Source organism: Methylobacterium sp. J-088 (assembly GCF_022829295.1).
Taxonomy (GTDB): Bacteria; Pseudomonadota; Alphaproteobacteria; order Rhizobiales; family Beijerinckiaceae; genus Methylobacterium.
In genome coordinates, this window is the sequence record NZ_JAKSYH010000019.1 from 1 (window position 1) to 17178 (window position 17178).

Annotated in this window: 18 protein-coding genes; 7 read left to right on the forward strand and 11 right to left on the reverse strand. The window is 71.6% G+C overall.

Going from position 1 to position 17178, the window contains the following annotated elements:
- Positions 1–607 precede the first annotated feature (607 nt).
- The 3 genes from MKK63_RS01015 to MKK63_RS01025 all read right to left on the reverse strand — a co-directional run bounded on the left by MKK63_RS01015 (position 608) and on the right by MKK63_RS01025 (position 2929).
- The gene (locus MKK63_RS01015; RefSeq protein WP_243997867.1) at positions 608–1318 is read right to left on the reverse strand and encodes a Crp/Fnr family transcriptional regulator; all 711 of its coding nucleotides are present in this window, start codon (positions 1316–1318) and stop codon (positions 608–610) included.
- Between the two features lie 53 nt (positions 1319–1371).
- Complete coding sequence (locus MKK63_RS01020; protein ID WP_243997869.1) at positions 1372–1521, reverse strand: hypothetical protein; 150 nt, start codon at positions 1519–1521, stop codon at positions 1372–1374.
- A gap of 238 nt (positions 1522–1759) precedes the next feature.
- A complete protein-coding gene (locus MKK63_RS01025) occupies positions 1760–2929 on the reverse strand; it encodes a YihY/virulence factor BrkB family protein (RefSeq protein WP_243997871.1) in 1170 nt (389 codons plus the stop codon).
- A gap of 386 nt (positions 2930–3315) precedes the next feature.
- On the opposite strand from MKK63_RS01025, the gene MKK63_RS01030 reads away from it, so the two are divergent.
- Positions 3316–4125, forward strand: coding sequence for a sigma-70 family RNA polymerase sigma factor (locus MKK63_RS01030; RefSeq protein ID WP_243997873.1), 810 nt, complete (start codon positions 3316–3318; stop codon positions 4123–4125).
- A 337-nt stretch (positions 4126–4462) separates the two neighbouring features.
- Here the strand turns inward: MKK63_RS01030 and MKK63_RS01035 are convergent, their stop codons facing one another.
- The 3 genes from MKK63_RS01035 to MKK63_RS01045 all read right to left on the reverse strand — a co-directional run bounded on the left by MKK63_RS01035 (position 4463) and on the right by MKK63_RS01045 (position 5760).
- On the reverse strand, positions 4463–4726 hold the full coding sequence (locus tag MKK63_RS01035) for a hypothetical protein (protein ID WP_243997875.1): 264 nt from the start codon (positions 4724–4726) through the stop codon (positions 4463–4465).
- 86 nt (positions 4727–4812) lie between these two features.
- The gene (locus MKK63_RS01040) at positions 4813–5166 is read right to left on the reverse strand and encodes a hypothetical protein (protein WP_243997877.1); all 354 of its coding nucleotides are present in this window, start codon (positions 5164–5166) and stop codon (positions 4813–4815) included.
- A gap of 36 nt (positions 5167–5202) precedes the next feature.
- Positions 5203–5760, reverse strand: a complete 558-nt coding sequence (locus tag MKK63_RS01045; RefSeq protein ID WP_243997879.1) for a metallophosphoesterase — start codon at positions 5758–5760, stop codon at positions 5203–5205.
- A 314-nt stretch (positions 5761–6074) separates the two neighbouring features.
- Between MKK63_RS01045 and MKK63_RS01050 the strand changes: the two genes are divergently transcribed.
- Positions 6075–6632: a DNA-3-methyladenine glycosylase family protein gene (locus MKK63_RS01050; protein WP_409564462.1), complete on the forward strand. Its 558-nt coding sequence runs from the start codon at positions 6075–6077 to the stop codon at positions 6630–6632.
- Between the two features lie 9 nt (positions 6633–6641).
- Here the strand turns inward: MKK63_RS01050 and MKK63_RS01055 are convergent, their stop codons facing one another.
- Positions 6642–6905 (reverse strand): hypothetical protein, encoded by a 264-nt coding sequence (locus MKK63_RS01055; RefSeq protein WP_243997882.1) that lies wholly within the window; start codon positions 6903–6905, stop codon positions 6642–6644.
- 170 nt (positions 6906–7075) lie between these two features.
- Here MKK63_RS01055 and MKK63_RS01060 point away from each other — a divergent pair, with 170 nt between their 5' ends.
- The 4 genes from MKK63_RS01060 to katG all read left to right on the forward strand — a co-directional run bounded on the left by MKK63_RS01060 (position 7076) and on the right by katG (position 12887).
- Entirely contained in the window at positions 7076–8314 is a 1239-nt protein-coding gene (locus tag MKK63_RS01060) for a sensor histidine kinase (RefSeq protein ID WP_243997884.1), read from the forward strand.
- Between the two features lie 324 nt (positions 8315–8638).
- Complete coding sequence (locus MKK63_RS01065; protein WP_243997886.1) at positions 8639–9037, forward strand: CCDC90 family protein; 399 nt, start codon at positions 8639–8641, stop codon at positions 9035–9037.
- Between the two features lie 122 nt (positions 9038–9159).
- On the forward strand, positions 9160–10323 hold the full coding sequence (locus MKK63_RS01070; RefSeq protein ID WP_243997888.1) for a hypothetical protein: 1164 nt from the start codon (positions 9160–9162) through the stop codon (positions 10321–10323).
- A gap of 242 nt (positions 10324–10565) precedes the next feature.
- Positions 10566–12887, forward strand: coding sequence for a catalase/peroxidase HPI (gene katG / locus MKK63_RS01075; protein WP_243997890.1), 2322 nt, complete (start codon positions 10566–10568; stop codon positions 12885–12887).
- Positions 12888–12975: 88 nt separating this feature from the next.
- Here the strand turns inward: katG and MKK63_RS01080 are convergent, their stop codons facing one another.
- From MKK63_RS01080 to MKK63_RS01095, 4 genes are all read right to left on the reverse strand, one after another.
- The gene (locus MKK63_RS01080; protein WP_243997892.1) at positions 12976–13653 is read right to left on the reverse strand and encodes a carbonic anhydrase; all 678 of its coding nucleotides are present in this window, start codon (positions 13651–13653) and stop codon (positions 12976–12978) included.
- A gap of 93 nt (positions 13654–13746) precedes the next feature.
- Positions 13747–14070 (reverse strand): hypothetical protein, encoded by a 324-nt coding sequence (locus MKK63_RS01085; protein WP_243997894.1) that lies wholly within the window; start codon positions 14068–14070, stop codon positions 13747–13749.
- Positions 14071–14447: 377 nt separating this feature from the next.
- Positions 14448–15329 (reverse strand): alpha/beta hydrolase, encoded by an 882-nt coding sequence (locus tag MKK63_RS01090; protein WP_243997895.1) that lies wholly within the window; start codon positions 15327–15329, stop codon positions 14448–14450.
- A 68-nt stretch (positions 15330–15397) separates the two neighbouring features.
- A complete protein-coding gene (locus MKK63_RS01095) occupies positions 15398–15712 on the reverse strand; it encodes a hypothetical protein (RefSeq protein ID WP_243997897.1) in 315 nt (104 codons plus the stop codon).
- A 124-nt stretch (positions 15713–15836) separates the two neighbouring features.
- On the opposite strand from MKK63_RS01095, the gene argE reads away from it, so the two are divergent.
- Complete coding sequence (gene argE / locus MKK63_RS01100) at positions 15837–17036, forward strand: acetylornithine deacetylase (protein WP_243997899.1); 1200 nt, start codon at positions 15837–15839, stop codon at positions 17034–17036.
- The last annotated feature ends 142 nt before the right edge of the window (positions 17037–17178 follow it).

The window sequence follows — 17178 nt, forward strand, 5'->3', positions numbered from 1 at the left end:
GCGGGTCCCCTCTCCCGTGCGGGAGAGGGACAGGGTGAGGGGCGAGAATTTTCGTGCGGGGCGAGAATTTTCAGGATCGAGCGCGTCGGTAACGCAACGTCAGGGGGGGCGCCTCGTCCGGATCGTTCTCCTCCCTAACCCAAACCCTCGCCCGCTCGGGAGAGGGGGCAGGTCGCGCTCGCCAAGTCCGAAGGCGCACGACTGTGCTGTCGCGCGCAGGTCGGCCGGCGGACGAAAGCCCGACCGGTGCCGCGGCGTATCCCACGCCGGCCTGCGCGCGACAGGACAGTCGTGCGCCTTCGGACTTGGCGAGCGCGACCTGCCCCCTCTCCCGAGCGGGAGAGGGTTGGGGTGAGGGAGGAGAACGATCCGGACGAGGCGCCCCCCCTGACGTTGCGTTACCGACGCGCTCGATCCTGAAAATTCTCGCCCCGCACGAAAATTCTCGCCCCTCACCCTGTCCCTCTCCCGCACGGGAGAGGGGACCCGCGTCTTGTTCGGGGGGGCCACTCCGGAGTGTACGGTGGTCCGCTCCGGCCGGCTCCAGGCCTTTGTTCTGGCGCGCTCCTGCGCCGAACCGGTGTCCCTTTCGGCGCCAGAGCGCCCTCTATGCCGGCAGCAGGTAGGCCGGGTCGAACAGCCCCCGCTCCCGCAGGCCGTCGAGGTCGCGGATCGTCAGGCGCCGGCTGCGCAGGGCGACGAGGCCGCTGCTGCGCAGCTCCTTGAGGGTGCGGTTGATGTGCACGCTGGTCTGGCCGAGGGCGTCGGCGAGATCCGGCTGGGTCACCGGCATCGGCAGGCTGGTCCCGTCCGCCAGACCCGCCCAGGTGAGCCGCAGGTGCAGCTCGCAGAACAGGTGCGCCAGCCGCTCGATCGCCGAGCGGCGCCCGACGCTGGCGATCCACTCCCGGTGGATCGCCGTGGTGGCGAGCGTCTCCCGCCACAGGCCCTCCTCGATGGCGGGCCGGCCGCGGACCGCGTCGGCGATCTGCTCGGGGGTGATCCGCGCGACCGTGACGGGGGTCAGCGCCCCGATGGCGTGGTCCATGCGCGCCCGGCGGAACGCGAACGGATCGCACAGGTCGCCCGGCAGGAGCAGGGCGACGATCGCCCGCCGCCCGTCCGGGAACTGCTTGTAGCGGCAGGCCCAGCCGTCGAGGATCAGGTGCGTGTGGTACGGGTCGCTGTGCGGCCCCTCGATGTCCTGGCGGCCCGCGACGTGGCGGATGTGCTGGCGCGCGAGACCGTCGAGGGTCACGCGATCCTCGGGGGCGAGGCGGACATGCCGCTCCAATTTCCGGACGAACGGATTCTCCACGCCCGCCTCCGGTCAGATCGCGGCGGGGCTTGCGGGGCGGGTGCGGACCGGTCTCATGCCGCCGGTCCGGCGACCATCCGGAGCGTCGCGGCCGGGCCAAGCCCGACGACGCGCAGGCCGGCCCCTGGCCGTCGGTGGATCCGCGCGCCCGGGTCGGCGCACGCGACGGTGCCGTCGAAGGTATCAATCAAGTTGTCAGGCACGGATATTTCGATCGGCGGAAGGTAAACGGTCTTCCGGATCGCGAAATCCGGATGTTCTTGATCCGCTTGTGCCTGGACCGGAGAACCGCGCGCCAACCTGTGTTAGTTTGCCCAACCGGGACGGTCACGTCGGGCTCAAGGCCCCACGAATCCTCGCCCGGGCCGGCCCCGGAAGCCACCATTGCTTGCGACCGCCGGGATTGAGCCGGCGGATCACAGGCCCCGCGGGGCCGGTGCGCTACTCCGCGGCGGCGCCCACCGTATCGGCCATGCGCGCCCGGCGGGTGCCGAGCGGCTGCGGCGTGCCGACGGTGGTATCCTCGGCGGTCTGGTGCTCCATCTCGGCGTTCAGCTGGGCGCCGGCCAGCACGATCATGGTCGAGAGCCAGATCCAGGTCATGAAGCCGATGGCCGCGCCGAGCGAGCCGTAGGTCTTGTTGTAGCTGCCGAAATGGGCGACGTACCATGAGAACAGCAGCGACGCGGCGATCCACAGCAAAGCCGCCAGCGCGCTCCCGGGCGTGACCCAGCGCCAGCGCGGCGCATCCCGGCTGGGGCCGTAGCGGTAGAGCAGGGCGAGCCCGAGCAGGACCGCCACGAACAAAGCCGGCCAGCGCAGGAGCGTCAGCCACCGCGCGTCGGCCCCGAGCCCGACGTAGGTGAGCACCAGGGGCAGCACCACCACCGCGGACAGCGCCAGGATCAGGAACAGCAGCGCCCCCGCGGTGAAGCCGAGGGAGACGAGGTTGAGCACGACGAAATTGCGCCGTTCGCGCTCGTTGTAGACGAGGTTGAGCGCGTCGAAGACGTGCTTCACGCCGCCATTGGCGCTCCAGACCGACAGAACGATGCTGAAGACCAAGCTGAACCCCAGGGTGGTGTCGCCCTGCTCGTTCAGGCGCTTGACCTGATCGCCGATGATCTCCAGCGCGCCCTGGGGCAGGATACCCTGGAGGCTGGCGAGCTGCGCGTTGATGGTCGAGGCATCGGCCACGAGGCCGTAGCACGAGACCAGCGCCGCCACCGCCGGGAAGATCGCCAGCAGGGTGAAGAAGGTAACGCCGGCCGCGATCAGCGACAGCCGGTTCTCGCCGATGGCGCGGTAGGTGCGCAGCGCGATGTCCTTCCAGCCCTTGGCGGGGATCTCGGTGGGCGTGGCGGCGCCGCGCCCGCGATCGGCCTCAGTCCGGGCGACGGTATGCGCCGCGCCGCCCGTATGCGAAGGGGAGGGCCGGCGCGCGCCATCCTGATCCGAGCTCTGGTCCGGGGCCGGTTCGGCCGGCCGGCCCGTCCGGCGCGGGAGGGCCACGAGGCCGATCAGCGCGGTGGCCAGCGCCAGCGTCCAGACCGTCGATGCGTGACCCTGCGGACCGGCGGCCTCGGAGCGGGCGGGTTCGGGAACGGACATCGCGGATTCCGGGCGGGGTTGTGGGACAGGGTCTGGGACGGCTTCTGGGCGGAGGTTCCGAGGCGCCCGGGGACGCGATCGAGGGCCGCACTTGCCCAGGGGAACGTCACATCGCACGCAACGGTTCGCCTTTCAGTTGCAACATCGCCGTTGAAACCTGGCGCGAAGACCCTGCTGGCCGGCAGCGCCCTCGACCGGGCCGATCCGGGTCCGCGCTTGCGCGGCTCTGGTGCCGGGGGGTGGGGGGGGCGGCAGACCGAGCATGGGAAGCCCGCGACCGATGAGCGTTCCGGCAAACCGCTAACCCATGTTGCGGCATGGGCGGCCTCGGCGCGCGACAACCGCGTGCGGGCTCGACCGGCCCGATCGCCGACGACCGGACCTGAATGCCCGCACCCGAAGGCTCATCCCTCCTCGCCCCCCTGGCCGACCCCCTGGCCGATACGCTGGAGGATCGCGTCCTGGATGGCGCCGACGACTCTGCCGAGGATACGCGCGAGGACACCCGCCACGGTCTGCCGGAGGCCGTGCGGGCCCATCTGGGCACCCTGCTCGGCCATGCCTACGACCGGATCGGCCCGGCGCCGGGGGCCACCTCGGATCGCTTCGCCGAACTCCTGGCCCGCCTCGGGACCGCCCTCACCCGGGCCGACGGCGCGCGGGAGGCGACGTTCCGCGCCGGCCTGCTGGAGGTGGTGCCGGCGCTGCACCGCTTCGCGGTCTCGCTGACCCGCGACCCGGCGGCGGCCGACGACCTCGTGCAGGACACGCTGCTGCGCGGCTGGCGCGGCCGGGGCGGCTTCACCCCCGGCACCAACTTGGAAGCGTGGCTGTTCACGATCCTGCGCAACGTCTTCTACAGCCAGCACCGCAAGCAGGGCCGCGAGATCGCGGATTCCGACGGCAACCACGCAGAACGGCTGACCAGCATCCCCGAGCAGGGGGGGCACCTCGACCTGCAGGACGTGCGCGCCGCCCTCGACCGGCTCGCACCGATGATGCGGGAGGCTCTGGTCCTCGTGGCGATCGAGAACCTGAGCTACGAGGAAGCCGCCGCCGTGATGAACTGCCGGATCGGGACCGTGAAGAGCCGGGTCTGGCGCGCCCGGGAGCAGCTCGCCCGGATGCTCGGCTACAGCGGGGCCGAGATCGGCAACGACGGCGTGATGCTGTCGGTGACCGGCACCACGGCCTGAGGATCGTCGCGGCCAGGAAATCCGGGATGAGAAATCCGGGACGAGGCCCGGGCCCGCCGGAGCGTGATCCGTGTTCGGGGGCCATGCCGCCTGTCGGGATGCGGCTCCCGACCGGCCCGCCTTGCAGGGCTTCAACCCCGAATACGCAAATTCGTCGCTTATCCGCGTGTATTCAGCAGCAAATTTGACTTAGGTGAAAGCGCCCGGGTGCTGACTCGGGCGACATGAAGCGGGTTGGGTCGATCCGTCGGCTCGGCTCGGCTCCCATCGGTGCGACACCCCCCCGATCCGCCGATGGGAGCCCCCTTCTCGGCTGGGGGCGCGTCCGGCCGGATCCTCAGCGCGAAACCTTTCCCGCCCGGTCCGCGTCGAGCTGCAGCAGCAGCTCCGCCAGCCGGGGATCCAAAGCCTCGTCGATCACCGGATCGTACAGCGCGCGCAGCGCGTGGCCGAGGCGCACGCGCGTCTGCGCGTCGAGGACCGGACGGCCCGCGATCGGGACCACCCGCAGGGCGGCCTGCGCCCCGTCGGGACCTGTCCGTGCGGCGGATCGCGTGGTGATGGGTCTCGGGGCGGCGCGCTGATATTCGGATTGGGGCATGCGCCCTACATCGGCCCCGACCGGGGCGACGGCAACCGCCGGACGCCACAGAGTTTTCCAAGAGACCGACGTTGCGCACCGGCGTTTCAGGCGTCGTCTTCGGGTGCGAACACCTCGCCTTTCTCGGCGAGGACCGTGTCGGCCATGTCGCGCGCCAGCGCGGCGTCGGCCGGGCGGCCGGTCTCGTCGGCGCGACCCGGATCATCGCCCCCGGGATCATCGCCCCCGAGATCATCACCCGAGAGCAGCCGCGCCAGCGCGCGCTCCCAGCCGGGCGGCAGGGCCTGCCCCTGTCCGGCGAGGATCTGCCCGACGCGGCGCAGGACCTGATCCCGATCCGTCCGGTCCATCTCCGCGAAGGCGGTCCCGAGCCCGAGTTCGGTCGCGGCCTGGACGGCGGCCTCGGCCCAGCCGGGCGGTGGTGCGGGCGTGTCGGTCATGGCGGTGCGGCCTCCTGAGGGAATCCCGTATGGGAATCAGCGCAGACCCTGGGTGGCGAGTTCCTCCGGCACGAGCGCGGCCGCCGCCTGACGCGCCAGGATCGCGTCGAGGGTGACCGGACGCGCGTCCCAGGCATCGACGCCGACGTCGCAGGACCGGGTCGTGTCGGCGAGCCAGCCGTGGCTGTGGCCGTAGAGATGGCGCGTCTCCCGCCACAGGCCCGGCCACGCCCGGTGGGCGTAGTGCGACAGGAACAGCCGGTGTTCCGCGCCCTGCGCGTCCGGGATCGACAGGCGGGCGCTGTCCACGGGCGGCTCGGCCCAGGGCAGGTCTAGCACGCGGTTCGAATCGTGGTTGCCCCGGACGAGGCGCTTGGTCCCGTTGAGCCGGGCGAAGACCGCCGCGCAATGGTCGCGGCTCGCATGGGCGGCGAAGTCGCCGAGGTGCCAGACGCCGTCCCCGGGGCCGACGACGGCGTTCCACCGGGCGATCAGGGTCTCGTCGTGGGCCTCGATCGTATCGAACCGGGCCCGCTGGTGCCGGAGGATGTGCGGATCGCCGAAATGCGTGTCCGCGGTGAAGAAGAGGGTCATGACGCCCGCCGGAGCGGTTGTCCCGTCGATCGCCGACGCGCCAGGAGCCTGTCATCGAATGTCCGCACCATCCGCGTTCCCCATCATGTCGTTCGTCTTGAAAGTCCGGGTTTCAAAGGGTCTGCGACCTTTTGCGGGTGCAGGGCCTTGCCCGGATGTCGGGCTTTGCCCGGATGTCGCGCCTTGCTCGAGTGTCGGGCTTCGCCCGATGCGCCGGGGCTTCGCCCTGGCAACCCACCAAAGGGCGTAGCCCTTTGGAAACCCGCGATCTTCTGCACACCCATCTCCTGCCGGCGGCCGGCCCATACCCGGCCCTGCGGGACGCCCTGGAGCGAGCCGGCCCGCTCCGGATCGAGCCGGCGGCACACCCCTGCGTCGCCGAGCGCCTGTTCGTCGAGGTGGTCAACCAGCAGCTCTCCACCCGGGCCGCCGCGGCGATCTGGGGGCGGATCGAGGCAGCGGCTACCGCGGCCGCCGGCACGCCGCGCGCCCTGTTCGAGGCCGGCGACCCGGATCTCCTGCGGGCCTGCGGCCTTTCGGGCAACAAGGTCCGGGCCCTGCAGGCGATCGTCGCGGCCGAGGCGGCGGGCCTGCTCGGCCCGGAACTGGCCGGGCTGCCGCATCCGGAGCGCGCCGCGATCCTGTGCGGTATCCGCGGCGTGGGCCCCTGGACGGCCGACATGGTCGGCATCTTCCATTTCCACGACCCGGACATCTGGCCGGAGGGCGATGTGGCGGCGGTCGGATGCCTGCGCCGGCTGACCGGCCGGGCCGACACGCGCGCCGTGGCGGCGGCCTTCGCGCCGTACCGCTCGATCCTCGCGCGCTACCTCTGGCGCATCAAGGACACGGCCGCCGCGGCGCCCGCATGACGCATCGCCTCAGCGCCCGACCGCCTGGCGCAGGGCCGCGACCATCGTCTCGACCGCCTGCTGCGCCGTCTCGCCGAAGTCGATCTCGGTCTCGCCGGCGGTGACGAGGCCACGCTCCTCCAGCTCCTTCACACCCTGCGGGTCGGCCTCGTGGCCGGCGCCGTCCTTGCGGATCACCGAGGTGACCCGCTCGCCGCTGACGAGGCGGTGATAGGCCGCGAAGGCGAAGATCGAGAGCGCCTTGTCGGAGAGTCCGTTCACGTCGTCGGCCATGCTGTGCGCTCCTCGCGTCGGGGTTGACGGACGAACGCCGCACGGGGTCGGCGGCTCCGGTCGTCGGCGGGGGTGCGACGACGGGTGCGGCGAAAACCTGCATCCGGCCACGGACCGGCGCGGACGAAGCGTTGGCCTGTCCGCGCAAGTCCGCGTACTCTGCTGTCTTCATGACCATAAAGACCGACCTGACCGAAGTGGAACCCAGCCCGAACGCGCCGCGGGACGCCTCGCGTCCCGATCTCGACTATCGCCTGCGCCAGCAGGCGATCCTGTCGGAGTTCGGCGTCGAGGCCCTGCGCGGCACCGATGTCGATCACCTGCTGCAGCGGGCCACGGAGCTGTGCGCGCAGGGCATGGGGGCCGAGTTCTGCAAAGCCCTGGAATACCGGCCCGGCGCCGACACGCTGCTGGTGCGGGCGGGCGTCGGCTGGGGATCCGACGTGATCGGCAAGGCGCGGGTCGGCGCCGATCTCGCCTCGCCGGCGGGCTTCGCCCTGAAGACCGGGCGGCCGGTGATCTCGAACCACCTCGCCGCCGAGACCCGGTTCCGCACGCCTCAGCTCATGGCCGAGCACGGCGTCCGCCGGGCGATCAACGTGCTGATCGAGAACCGGGAGGGCGCCTTCGGGGTGCTGGAGGTGGACGATACCCGCGAGGGCATGTTCGCGGAGGCCGACATCGCCTTCATGCAGGGCTTCGCCAACCTGCTCGGCGGCGCGATCGAGCGCCAGCGCACCGAGAGCCTGCTGCGCGCGGCCCTCGCCCGCCAGGACCTGCTCGCCCGCGAGATGAGCCACCGGGTCAAGAACAGCCTCGCGATCGTGGCGAGCCTGCTCGCCCTCCAGGCCCGCGCCGCCGAGGCCGAGCCCGCCGTGCACGCCGCCCTGACGGATGCGCGCAGCCGCGTCGAGGCGATCGCGGGCGTCCACGACCAGCTCTGGCGGCAAGGCGACGGGGGCGGAGACGGGAACGGGGAGGGGGTTCCGGGCGAGCTCGACCTCGCGCCGTTCCTGGAGACCCTCGTGGCCAACCTCGCGGGCGGCCGGCCCGACCGGAGGCTCGCCTGCACGGCCGCCCCGTACCGGATCTCGGCCGATCGGGCGATCCCGATCGGGCTCCTGGTCAACGAACTCGTCACCAACGCGCTCAAATACGCGTACCCCCTCGGGACGCACCCGGAGGGCGGCGAGATCCGGGTCCGGGCGGAGCCCCGGCCCGACCTCCTCGTGGTCGAGGTGGCCGATGACGGGGTCGGGCTGCCGCCGGGCTTCGAGGTCGGGCGCACCTCGAAGAGCCTCGGCATGCGGGTCGTCGGCAGCCTCACCCGCCAGCTCGGCGGCCAGCTCACGACGCCGAGGACGCCGCGGGGCGCCTGCTTCCGGCTGGAGGTACCGCTGACGCCCTGAGCCGCGTGCGGCGCCCGGGTCGCAAGATCGGGGCAGGGTACGATCGGTCTGGAAATTCTACCCCCTGGACTTGGTCACTGTGAGCATCGCCCTGGACATCGGAGCTGTGCGTAGGCGTTGAAGCTGTGATCGTGACTTCTTTTTGCGACATCCGGGCCTCATCGTTCAGGATGATGCGCTTGCGCACGATGCGCGCATCGATATGGTCTTGGCCGTTACCTCCGAATCCGACCGTCCGCGCGGGCAGATCATGATGACCGCCTCCAAGCCGAAGGCGATGGAACAAACGCCCGGTCCCCTCGGTGGCGGGCCGGGTATCGGCGCATGACCGCCGTCGCCTTCGATACGCTCCGCTTCGTCCGCACGCTCCGCGAGAAGGCGAAGATGTCGTCGGAGCAGGCAGAGGGCCTGGCCGATGCCGTCGCGGAGGCGATCCAGAGCGATCTGGCGACGAAGACCGACATCGCCATGGTCCGGACGGATATCGAGGCGTTGCGGCTTTCAACGAAGACCGACAATGAAGCGCTGCGGCTCTCCACGAAGACCGACCTTGAAGCGCTGCGGCTCTCCACGAAGGCCGACCTGCGCGAGGCGGAGCTGCGCCTGGAGGCCAGGATCGAAGCCACCAAGGCCGAGATCATCAAGTGGACGATCGGCTCGATCGGGTTTCAGGCGCTCGTGATCGTCGGCGCGGTCGTGGCCCTCACGCGGGGCCTGCACTGAGCCATGCGCGCCCGCCGGGCTCTCGGCTCCGGCGCGCGGATCGTCACGAAAGGCTTACGCCCGGCTTCCGGGATGGGGCCGCGGGGCTGGACAAACGCCCCGCGCCGCCGCGATCTGGCGTGATGGCGCGTCGAGACACGACAGGGGCGGAGACCGGGGTCGGGGAGGGGGCGGCCAAGACCCTCGCCCAGCGGCTCCACGCCTTCCGAAGCCTCGGCGACAATTGCGAGTTCGGGTTCGTGCAGCGCTACGGCGGGGTCGAGCCGTCCGGCCTGCTGCGCTTCTCCTACACGCCGCTGGAGGATTTGATCCGCGGCCTGCGCTGCGGGTTTTCGGATTTCGGCGTGCCGGGCGACCTGCGCCTGTCGGTGAGCGCGGGCGGCACCTACTATTGCCACAGCCTCGCGTACAACATCTGGGCCAATACCGGGCACCCGGAGGGCTCGGTCGCCCCGGAGGCGCTGCTGGAGCGGGAATACGGCCGGCTCGCCCATCTCAAGCGCAAGTTCCTCGACGAACTCGCCGAAGGCTCGAAGATCCTGGTGCGCAAGGTCGACCGTGACGCGCCGGATTCCGGCTTCGCGCGGCTCGCCGAGGCGGTCCGGGCGCACGGGCCCGCGACGCTGCTGCGCGTCACCGAGGCCGGGCCGGCCTGGACCCCGGAGCCCGTCCGGCGCGGCGCCGATCACCGGATCGAGGGGCGGGTGCGCCGCTTCGCACCGGCGGAGCAGGCCTGGGCGGTCGATCTGGAGCCCTGGATGCACCTCGTGGACGGGGCCTATGCGCTTGTTCACGGCGCGGCGCCGACCCGCCTCGACGCTGACGCCTTCCCGGAGGCGCTGGCGCTGTCGGGCCGGCTGCGGCGGCATGTCGGCCGGCACCGGGAACCGGGATTCACCGCGTTCACCCGGACGGTCGATCCAGCCGGTTTCGACCGGGACGCGATCCACGTGTTCTCGAGCTGGGTGTGGATCCCGGAGGATTTTGCCGGGACGCGCGTCTTCGCGGCGGCCGGTTACGCCCGGCTCGGCTGGCGGGACGCCGACCTGTCGCGGCGCGGGTGCTGGCAGCGGGTCTGGGCTTCGGGACGGCTGCGCCCCGAGGTCGCGCGCGAGCCGATCGGCCTCGGAATGGTCGGAACCCGCCGCGACGGCTTCTGGTCGGCCGGGGCGCGCTTCGCCGAAGGCCCGATTCCGGGGGACGCGCCGCCACCCGCTGGGCCGATGCCGCCGGTCCGGTTCCCGGGGCAGGATCTCCTCGCCCGGCTGAGGCCGCGATCCCTGTAGGCCTCAGGCAAAATGCCGCTGTGCACCGGGTCGGTCGCCGGAACGTGAGGGCGGCCGGCACCGCTGCGGCCAACAGCCAAGCCGCAAGCCCTTGATTTTGGGGGCTGCGGCCTGATTTCGCTCTCGGTCTGAAAGCGCACAGTGACCGATGGCCGTGGCGCCGCGCGCGCGCGGCCGTCGGGGTCTGCGGACGACGGGGCGAGGCCGGCCGCGTCGGTTCCGCGACACAGGGGGGATTCCTGATGGACGACATGAGACTCGACAAGACCGACACCACGACGTTCGAGATGCAGGGCCAGTGCCCCTTCGGCGGTGACCGGATCGGCGGGGCCTTCGGCGACCGGCCCGCCCTGGAGAACTGGTATCCCCATCGCCTGCGGGTCGAGCTGCTGCACCAGAACGGGCTCGCCGCCGATCCGCTCGGCCCGGATTTCGACTACGCCGCCGAATTCGCCACGATCGACCTCGATGCGCTCAAGAGCGACATCAAGCAGTTCCTGACCTCGTCGGTCGCCTGGTGGCCATCCGATTACGGCAATTACGGCCCGCAGATGATCCGCATGGCCTGGCACTCGGCCGGCACCTACCGGATCGCGGACGGGCGGGGCGGCGCCGGCACCGGCATGCAGCGCTTCGCGCCGATCTCGAGCTGGTGGGACAACGGCAACACCGACAAGTCGCGCCGCCTCCTGCAGCCGATCAAGCACAAATACGGCAACGCCCTGTCGTGGGCCGACCTGATGGTGCTCACCGGCAATTGCGCCCTGGAGATCATGGGCCTGCCGACCTACGGCTTCGCCGGCGGCCGGCTCGATGCCTGGGAGGCCGACAACGCCACCTACTGGGGCCCCGAGGTGGTCGACATGGGCAGCGTGTCGAGCTTCGACGACATGGTGAACCGCGACAAGCGCTGGCGGGCGAAGAACGGCGACGCCGACTACGACCTGGAGAACCCGCTCGCCGCCTCCCACCAGGCGCTGATCTACGTGAACCCGGAGGGCCCCTACGCCAACGGCGACCCGCAGGGCTCGGCGAATGATATCCGCGTCACCTTCACCCGCATGGCGATGAACGACGAGGAGACGGTGGCGCTGATCGCGGGCGGCCACGCCTTCGGCAAGAGCCACGGCATGACCCCCGCCAAGGAGATCGGCCCGCCCCCCGAGATGGCGCCCATGGAGGCGATGGGCCTGGGCTGGCACAACCCGAAGGGGGCGGGCTCCGGCAAGGATACGATGACCAACGGCATCGAGGGCAGCTGGACCCCCGATCCGACCCAGTGGGACAATGCCTACCTGGAGAATCTCTTCACGTTCGAGTGGGAGCAGACCAAGAGCCCGGCCGGCGCCCTGCAATGGACGCCCAAGGACCCGAACGCGCCCAAGACCCCCGACGCGCATGTCGCCGGCCAGATGCACCCGCTGATGATGATGACCTCCGACATCGCCCTCAAGGTCGATCCGGAGTACCGCAAGGTCTGCGAGAAGTTTCTGGGCGACTTCGACGCGTTCACGCAGGCCTTCTCGAAGGCGTGGTACAAGCTCACCCACCGCGACATGGGCCCCAAGCACCGCTATCTCGGCCCGGAGGTGACGATCGAGGACGGGCTGCTGTGGCAGGACCCGCTGCCCGACGCCGCCTACGCGCCGGTCGGCGCTCCTGAGATCGCTGCGCTCAAGCAGGCGATCCTCGACAGGGGCCTGTCGGTCTCGGACCTCGCCTTCACGGCCTTCTCGGCGGCCGCGACCTACCGCGACAGCGACAAGCGCGGCGGCGCCAATGGCGGGCGGCTGGCGCTGGCACCCCAGAAGGACTGGGCGGTCAACCGCAGGGCCGCCCCGGTGGTCGAGGCCCTGCGCGGCGTGATGGCGGCGTTCAACGATCGCCGCAGCGACGGCAAGCGGGTCTCGCTCGCCGACCTGATCGTGCTCGGCGGCTGCGTCGCCGTGGAGAAGGCCGCCTCGGAGGCCGGCGCCGCAATCCCGGTGCCGTTCACCCCGGGCCGGGTCGACACCACGCAGGAGCTCACCGACATCGAGATGTTCACGTGGCTCAAGCCGGTGGCGGACGGGTTCCGCAACTACGTCGATGACGGGTTCGGGCAGATGACCCGCAGCGTCTCGCCGGAGGAACTCTTCCTCGACAAGGCCAACCTGATGACCCTGACGGCCCCGGAATGGGCGGTCCTGACCGCCGGCCTGCGGGCACTGAACGCCAACCACGATGGCGGGCAGCACGGCGTCTTCACCGACCGGGTCGGCGTGCTGAGCCCGGACTTCTTCCGGGCGGTGACCGACACCGACCTCGTCTGGGAGAAGGCCGACGCGGAGGGCATGACCTTCACGCTCAAGGACCGGACATCGGGTCAGGCGAAGTATGCGGCCACGCGCAGCGACCTCGTCTTCGGGTCGAACGCGCAGCTGCGCAACATCGCCGACGCCTATGCGGGACGCGACGGGGAGGCGCGGTTCGTCAGGGACTTCGTCCGGGTCTGGGACAAGGTCATGATGCTCGACCGCTACGACGTGAAGGGCCACAAGCGCTACGCGCCGATGGCGGCCTGAGATTGGGAAGCGGGGAGGGGCACGACCGACCCCGCTTCTCTCCCTCCCCCCTCTGCGGGGGGAGGGAGAGGATCCGCGGCGGCACCGTTCAGGCCGCCCGCCGACGGCTGCCGGCGGCGGAAGCCTGGGCCACCGGCATGTCGGCCTCCGCGATCGGCCGGAAGCGTCCCTCCGCGCCGTCATACGCCAGCAGGGCGCCGGTCTCGATCTCGAAGAACCAGCCGTGCAGGCGCAGCGTCCCCTTGGCGAGGGCGGCCGCGACGCTCGGATGCGTGCGCAGGTTGGCGAGCTGCACCACCACGTTCTCCAGCGCCAGGGCGTGGTGGCGTGCCGTCTCGTCCATGTCCTCCGGATAGGCCTCGCAGACGATCCGCTCGGCGGCCTCGGCGTGGCGCAGCCAGGCCGCGACGGCGGGCATCCGCGCCAGCGCGTCCCGGTGCATCAGCCCGTGCATCGCGCCGCAATCGGAATGGCCGCAGATCACGATGTCGCGCACCTTGAGCGCCACCACGGCGTACTCGATCGCCGAGGAGACGCCGCCGATCACGTCGGAGGCCGGGGGCACGATGTTGCCGGCGTTGCGGCAGACGAACAGCTCGCCCGGCCCCGCCTGGGTGATGTGCTCCGGCGAGACCCGGGAATCCGCGCAGCCGATGATCAGCGCGCTCGGGTGCTGACCGTCGCGGACGAGCTGCTGGTACATCGCGCGCTGGCCGGGGAAGACGTGGCCCTGGAAGGCGGCGATGCCCTGGATGAGGCTGTTCATGAACGGATCCCTGACACGGGGCGGCAGCGGTGACGGAAGCGGGAGAGGCCGGCCGGACCGGAGCCCGGCGGCGGGTGATTGCGGCGCGTGATCTCAGCGGATCGGCCGGCGGTTTCGGGTGGTCCCGGATGCCCAGTGGGACTCGACCGGGCGGCGGACCAGGGCGGCTCCGGCCCGCTCGTGGAGCATCGGCGAGCCGAGGATCTGGCCGGTGCCCATACGCTGCGAGTGGAGCGAGCGCGGGTCGTGGTTGGGATCGCTGATGTAGGAGCTCATATGGCCACCACCGGCGACCTGGCGGCTCCCGCCACCGCCCTCGCCGGCCTGGGCGGCCAGGGGCATCAGCAGGGGTGCGGCGGCGGCCAGGACGGCGAGGCCGAGGGTCGGGCGGAGGATCGAGAGGGGGCGTGCGTGCATCGTCGTGTCTCCTCGTCTATTCCAGTTCTGCAAAGAACACTGCGTCTTCGCCGATGTCCTGAACATAGCCATGATCAGACAAGGTCGATGTGCGTCCCGACACAGTAGAACACGAGAAAATTTAATCCCCGGCGCGGGATTGACTGTGTGCGTGGGCGCACGCCGACGCATCGTCAGACTCCGGCGGCGGGATTACGGTCTGAACGCGATTCGCTTGCCCCAGGGCGGCAGCCTTCGCCGCGTACCGGGCCCGCGAAGGGCGATCAGGGGATTCCAAAGGGCAGGCCCTTTGGCGGGGTGTCGGGGCGGCGCCCTGCCCTGCACCCGCAAAAGGTCACGGACCTTTTGAAACCAGGATCTTCATCCCGAACACGTCGTCACCCCCCGAGCAGGGCGTGGGCCGCCCGGACCAGGATCCCGTCCGGCCGGCGCAGGGCGTCGAGCACCGAGAAATGCTCGGCGCCGGGCACCGGCAGCAGGGGGCCGGGGGCGTGGGCCGCCGCCCGCAGGGCGTGCAGGTTGCGGGCGTCGTGGATCAGGGCCGGCAGCTCGTGCGTGCCGTAGGCGACGCACAGGGGTTTTTCCACCACCGGCAGGCGCAGCGGCGAGAGGGCCTCGATCTCCGCGTCGGTGAGATGGAGCTTGTCGTTGAGACTGGTCTGGCGGATCGGCGCGAGATCGTAGACGCCCGAGATGGCGAGCCCCGCCGCCACGGCCGGATGGCCGAGCTGCAGCGCGGTGAGCAGCCCGCCCGCCGACCAGCCCGCCAGGACCAGGGGGCCGCGGATCCCGTGCCCCGGACCCTGCGCGGCCAGCCAGTCGAGGGCCGAGCCGATCTCGGCCGCGATCCGGGTGAGGCTCGCCTCCGGGGCGAGGGTGTAGCCGACCATCGCCACCGACCAGCCGGCGGCGTTCGGGCCCTGCGCGAAGCAGGCGAACAGCTCCCTCGCCCCCCGCTGCCAGTAGCCCCCGTGGAGGAAGACCAGGCAGGGCGCACCGGCATCCCGGGCCGGATAGAGATCGATCGCGTTGCGGGCCCCCGGGCCGTAGGGCCGGTCGAGGCCGCCCGGATGCGCGGCCCGGTAGGCGGCCGAGGCGGCGTCCCGGGCGGCGACCTGCTGCGCGCTGTCGGCCACCGCGCGGGTGTTGTCGTAGCAGGCATCCCGCGCGTCGGGATCGAGGGAGGCCCAGCGGCGGCGCGGATCCGCTGGGGTCGGATCCTCCAGGCGAAACGCTGGGTTCCCGGTCGCTTGAACCATTGTGGGTTGTCTCTGGCGGCCCCGGCTCACGCACCATGGCAGGGTCCGGGATCCGGGTCGAGATGGGTTCAGAAACCGGGGCGCGCTCCGGGGATCGTTCCGCCGTAGCCCCAGCCCGTGAAGGGCGGAGCCGCGACCCGCTCCCGCGTGGCCGGGGCGAAGATCCGGGCGAGCGGCCGGGGCGCCTGCCACGCGCGCCAGTCCCGAAGCCGGTCGCGGGCGGCCATCCGGGCGATCGTGCGACCGGTGTCGGTCGCGTGGCCCGGAGGGGGCCGGTGCGGGCGGGCCTCGGCCGGGGCAGGCAGCAGCACCGGCAGCAGGGCGAAGAGGGGCAGGGCGAAGAGGGGCAGGAACGCGGCAATGGCGCGCGGCTTGAGGCGCATGGATCCGGCTCGGAGGGGAGGGGCCTGCGGCAGCTACGCCGCGAAGGCGTCTTCGGTTCCGGGATCCCCGGCGGCCCGAAAACCCCGTACACAGGGGTCTTCCCCGGAACGAGTCGCGCGCTTCATGCCAGAATCCGATCCGTACGCCGCCCCGCCGCCCGCCGACGCGCCCGATCCGGTGGCGTTGCTGGCGACCCTCGTCGGCTTCGACACGGTGAGCGACCGCTCGAACCTGCCGCTGATCGACTGGGCGGAGGCCTATTGCCGCCGCCACGGCGCCGCGGTCGAGCGGGTGCCGGACGAGACCGGCCGCAAGGCGGCGCTGCTGGTGAGCCTCGGCCCGTTCGAGACCCGCCCCGGCTACGTGCTGTCGGGCCACAGCGACGTGGTGCCGGTGGTGGGCCAGCCCTGGTCGTCGGACCCGTTCGTCCTGCGGGAGGAGGGGGGGCGGCTCTACGGGCGGGGCACCTCCGACATGAAGGGATTTTTGGCGGTCTGCCTCGCGCTCCTGCCCGAGATGGCGGCGGCGGATCTGGCCACCCCGCTCCACCTGGCGATCTCGTACGACGAGGAGGTCGGCTGCCTCGGGGTGCGGCCGCTGATCGCCCGGATGCTGGAGCGCGGCCCGAGGCCGCTCGGCTGCTTCGTGGGCGAGCCCACCGGCATGGAGGTCGTGGTCGGCCACAAGGGCAAGGCCGCCGCCCGCCTCACCTTCCGGGGCCGGGCCAGCCACTCGGCGCTGGCGCCCCAGGGCGTCAACGCGGTGGAATACGCCGCCCGGTTCATCGAGCATGTCCGGCTGTCCGCGGAGGCGCTGGCCCGGGACGGCGCTCGCGATGGGCTCTACGACGTGCCCCACACCACCGGCCTGTCGAGCGTGGTGCAGGGGGGCGCGGCGCTCAACATCGTGCCCGACAGCTGCAGCGTCAGCTTCGAGTACCGGGCGATCGGGGCCGACGATGCCGGGGCCCTGGCGGCCTCGGCCATCGCCTACGCCACCGACACGCTGGTGCCGCTGATGCGGGCGGTCGATCCGGCCTGCGGCATCGCGGTCGAGCCGCTGATCGACTATCCGGGCCTCGACACCGACCCGGAGGCGCCGGTCGTGACCCTGGCCAAGCGGCTCGCCGGCCGGAACGGCCACGCCAAGGTCTCGTACGGCACGGAGGGCGGGCTGTTCGACCGGCTCGGCGGCGTGCCCGCGGTGGTGATCGGCCCCGGCTCCATCGCCCGCGCCCACCGGGCCGACGAGTACGTGACCCGCGCCGAGCTCGACGCCTGCGCGGGCTTCGTGCGCCGCCTGATCGCGGCCTGCCGGGACTAGCGCCGTGCCCGATCGCGTTGCACACGGTACACGACTCACAAGGCTGGGAGGCGTTTTGGGCATCGATTGGCCCAGAGGGTCGCTGCGCTTTGAGGGGCATTGAGGAGATCGCCGCGTAGGGCATCGAGGCCGGTGCGGAACC

Excerpts from the sequence above, each read along its gene's own strand:
- MKK63_RS01025 (WP_243997871.1), bottom strand. The coding sequence starts at position 2,929 with ATGTCCGTTCCCGAACCCGCCCGCTCCGAGGCCGCCGGTCCGCAGGGT.
- MKK63_RS01030 (WP_243997873.1), top strand. The coding sequence starts at position 3,316 with ATGCCCGCACCCGAAGGCTCATCCCTCCTCGCCCCCCTGGCCGACCCC.
- MKK63_RS01035 (WP_243997875.1), bottom strand. The coding sequence starts at position 4,726 with ATGCCCCAATCCGAATATCAGCGCGCCGCCCCGAGACCCATCACCACG.
- MKK63_RS01040 (WP_243997877.1), bottom strand. The coding sequence starts at position 5,166 with ATGACCGACACGCCCGCACCACCGCCCGGCTGGGCCGAGGCCGCCGTC.
- MKK63_RS01045 (WP_243997879.1), bottom strand. The coding sequence starts at position 5,760 with ATGACCCTCTTCTTCACCGCGGACACGCATTTCGGCGATCCGCACATC.
- MKK63_RS01055 (WP_243997882.1), bottom strand. The coding sequence starts at position 6,905 with ATGGCCGACGACGTGAACGGACTCTCCGACAAGGCGCTCTCGATCTTC.
- MKK63_RS01060 (WP_243997884.1), top strand. The coding sequence starts at position 7,076 with ATGACCATAAAGACCGACCTGACCGAAGTGGAACCCAGCCCGAACGCG.
- MKK63_RS01065 (WP_243997886.1), top strand. The coding sequence starts at position 8,639 with ATGACCGCCGTCGCCTTCGATACGCTCCGCTTCGTCCGCACGCTCCGC.
- MKK63_RS01070 (WP_243997888.1), top strand. The coding sequence starts at position 9,160 with ATGGCGCGTCGAGACACGACAGGGGCGGAGACCGGGGTCGGGGAGGGG.
- katG (WP_243997890.1), top strand. The coding sequence starts at position 10,566 with ATGGACGACATGAGACTCGACAAGACCGACACCACGACGTTCGAGATG.
- MKK63_RS01080 (WP_243997892.1), bottom strand. The coding sequence starts at position 13,653 with ATGAACAGCCTCATCCAGGGCATCGCCGCCTTCCAGGGCCACGTCTTC.
- MKK63_RS01085 (WP_243997894.1), bottom strand. The coding sequence starts at position 14,070 with ATGCACGCACGCCCCCTCTCGATCCTCCGCCCGACCCTCGGCCTCGCC.
- MKK63_RS01090 (WP_243997895.1), bottom strand. The coding sequence starts at position 15,329 with ATGGTTCAAGCGACCGGGAACCCAGCGTTTCGCCTGGAGGATCCGACC.
- MKK63_RS01095 (WP_243997897.1), bottom strand. The coding sequence starts at position 15,712 with ATGCGCCTCAAGCCGCGCGCCATTGCCGCGTTCCTGCCCCTCTTCGCC.
- argE (WP_243997899.1), top strand. The coding sequence starts at position 15,837 with ATGCCAGAATCCGATCCGTACGCCGCCCCGCCGCCCGCCGACGCGCCC.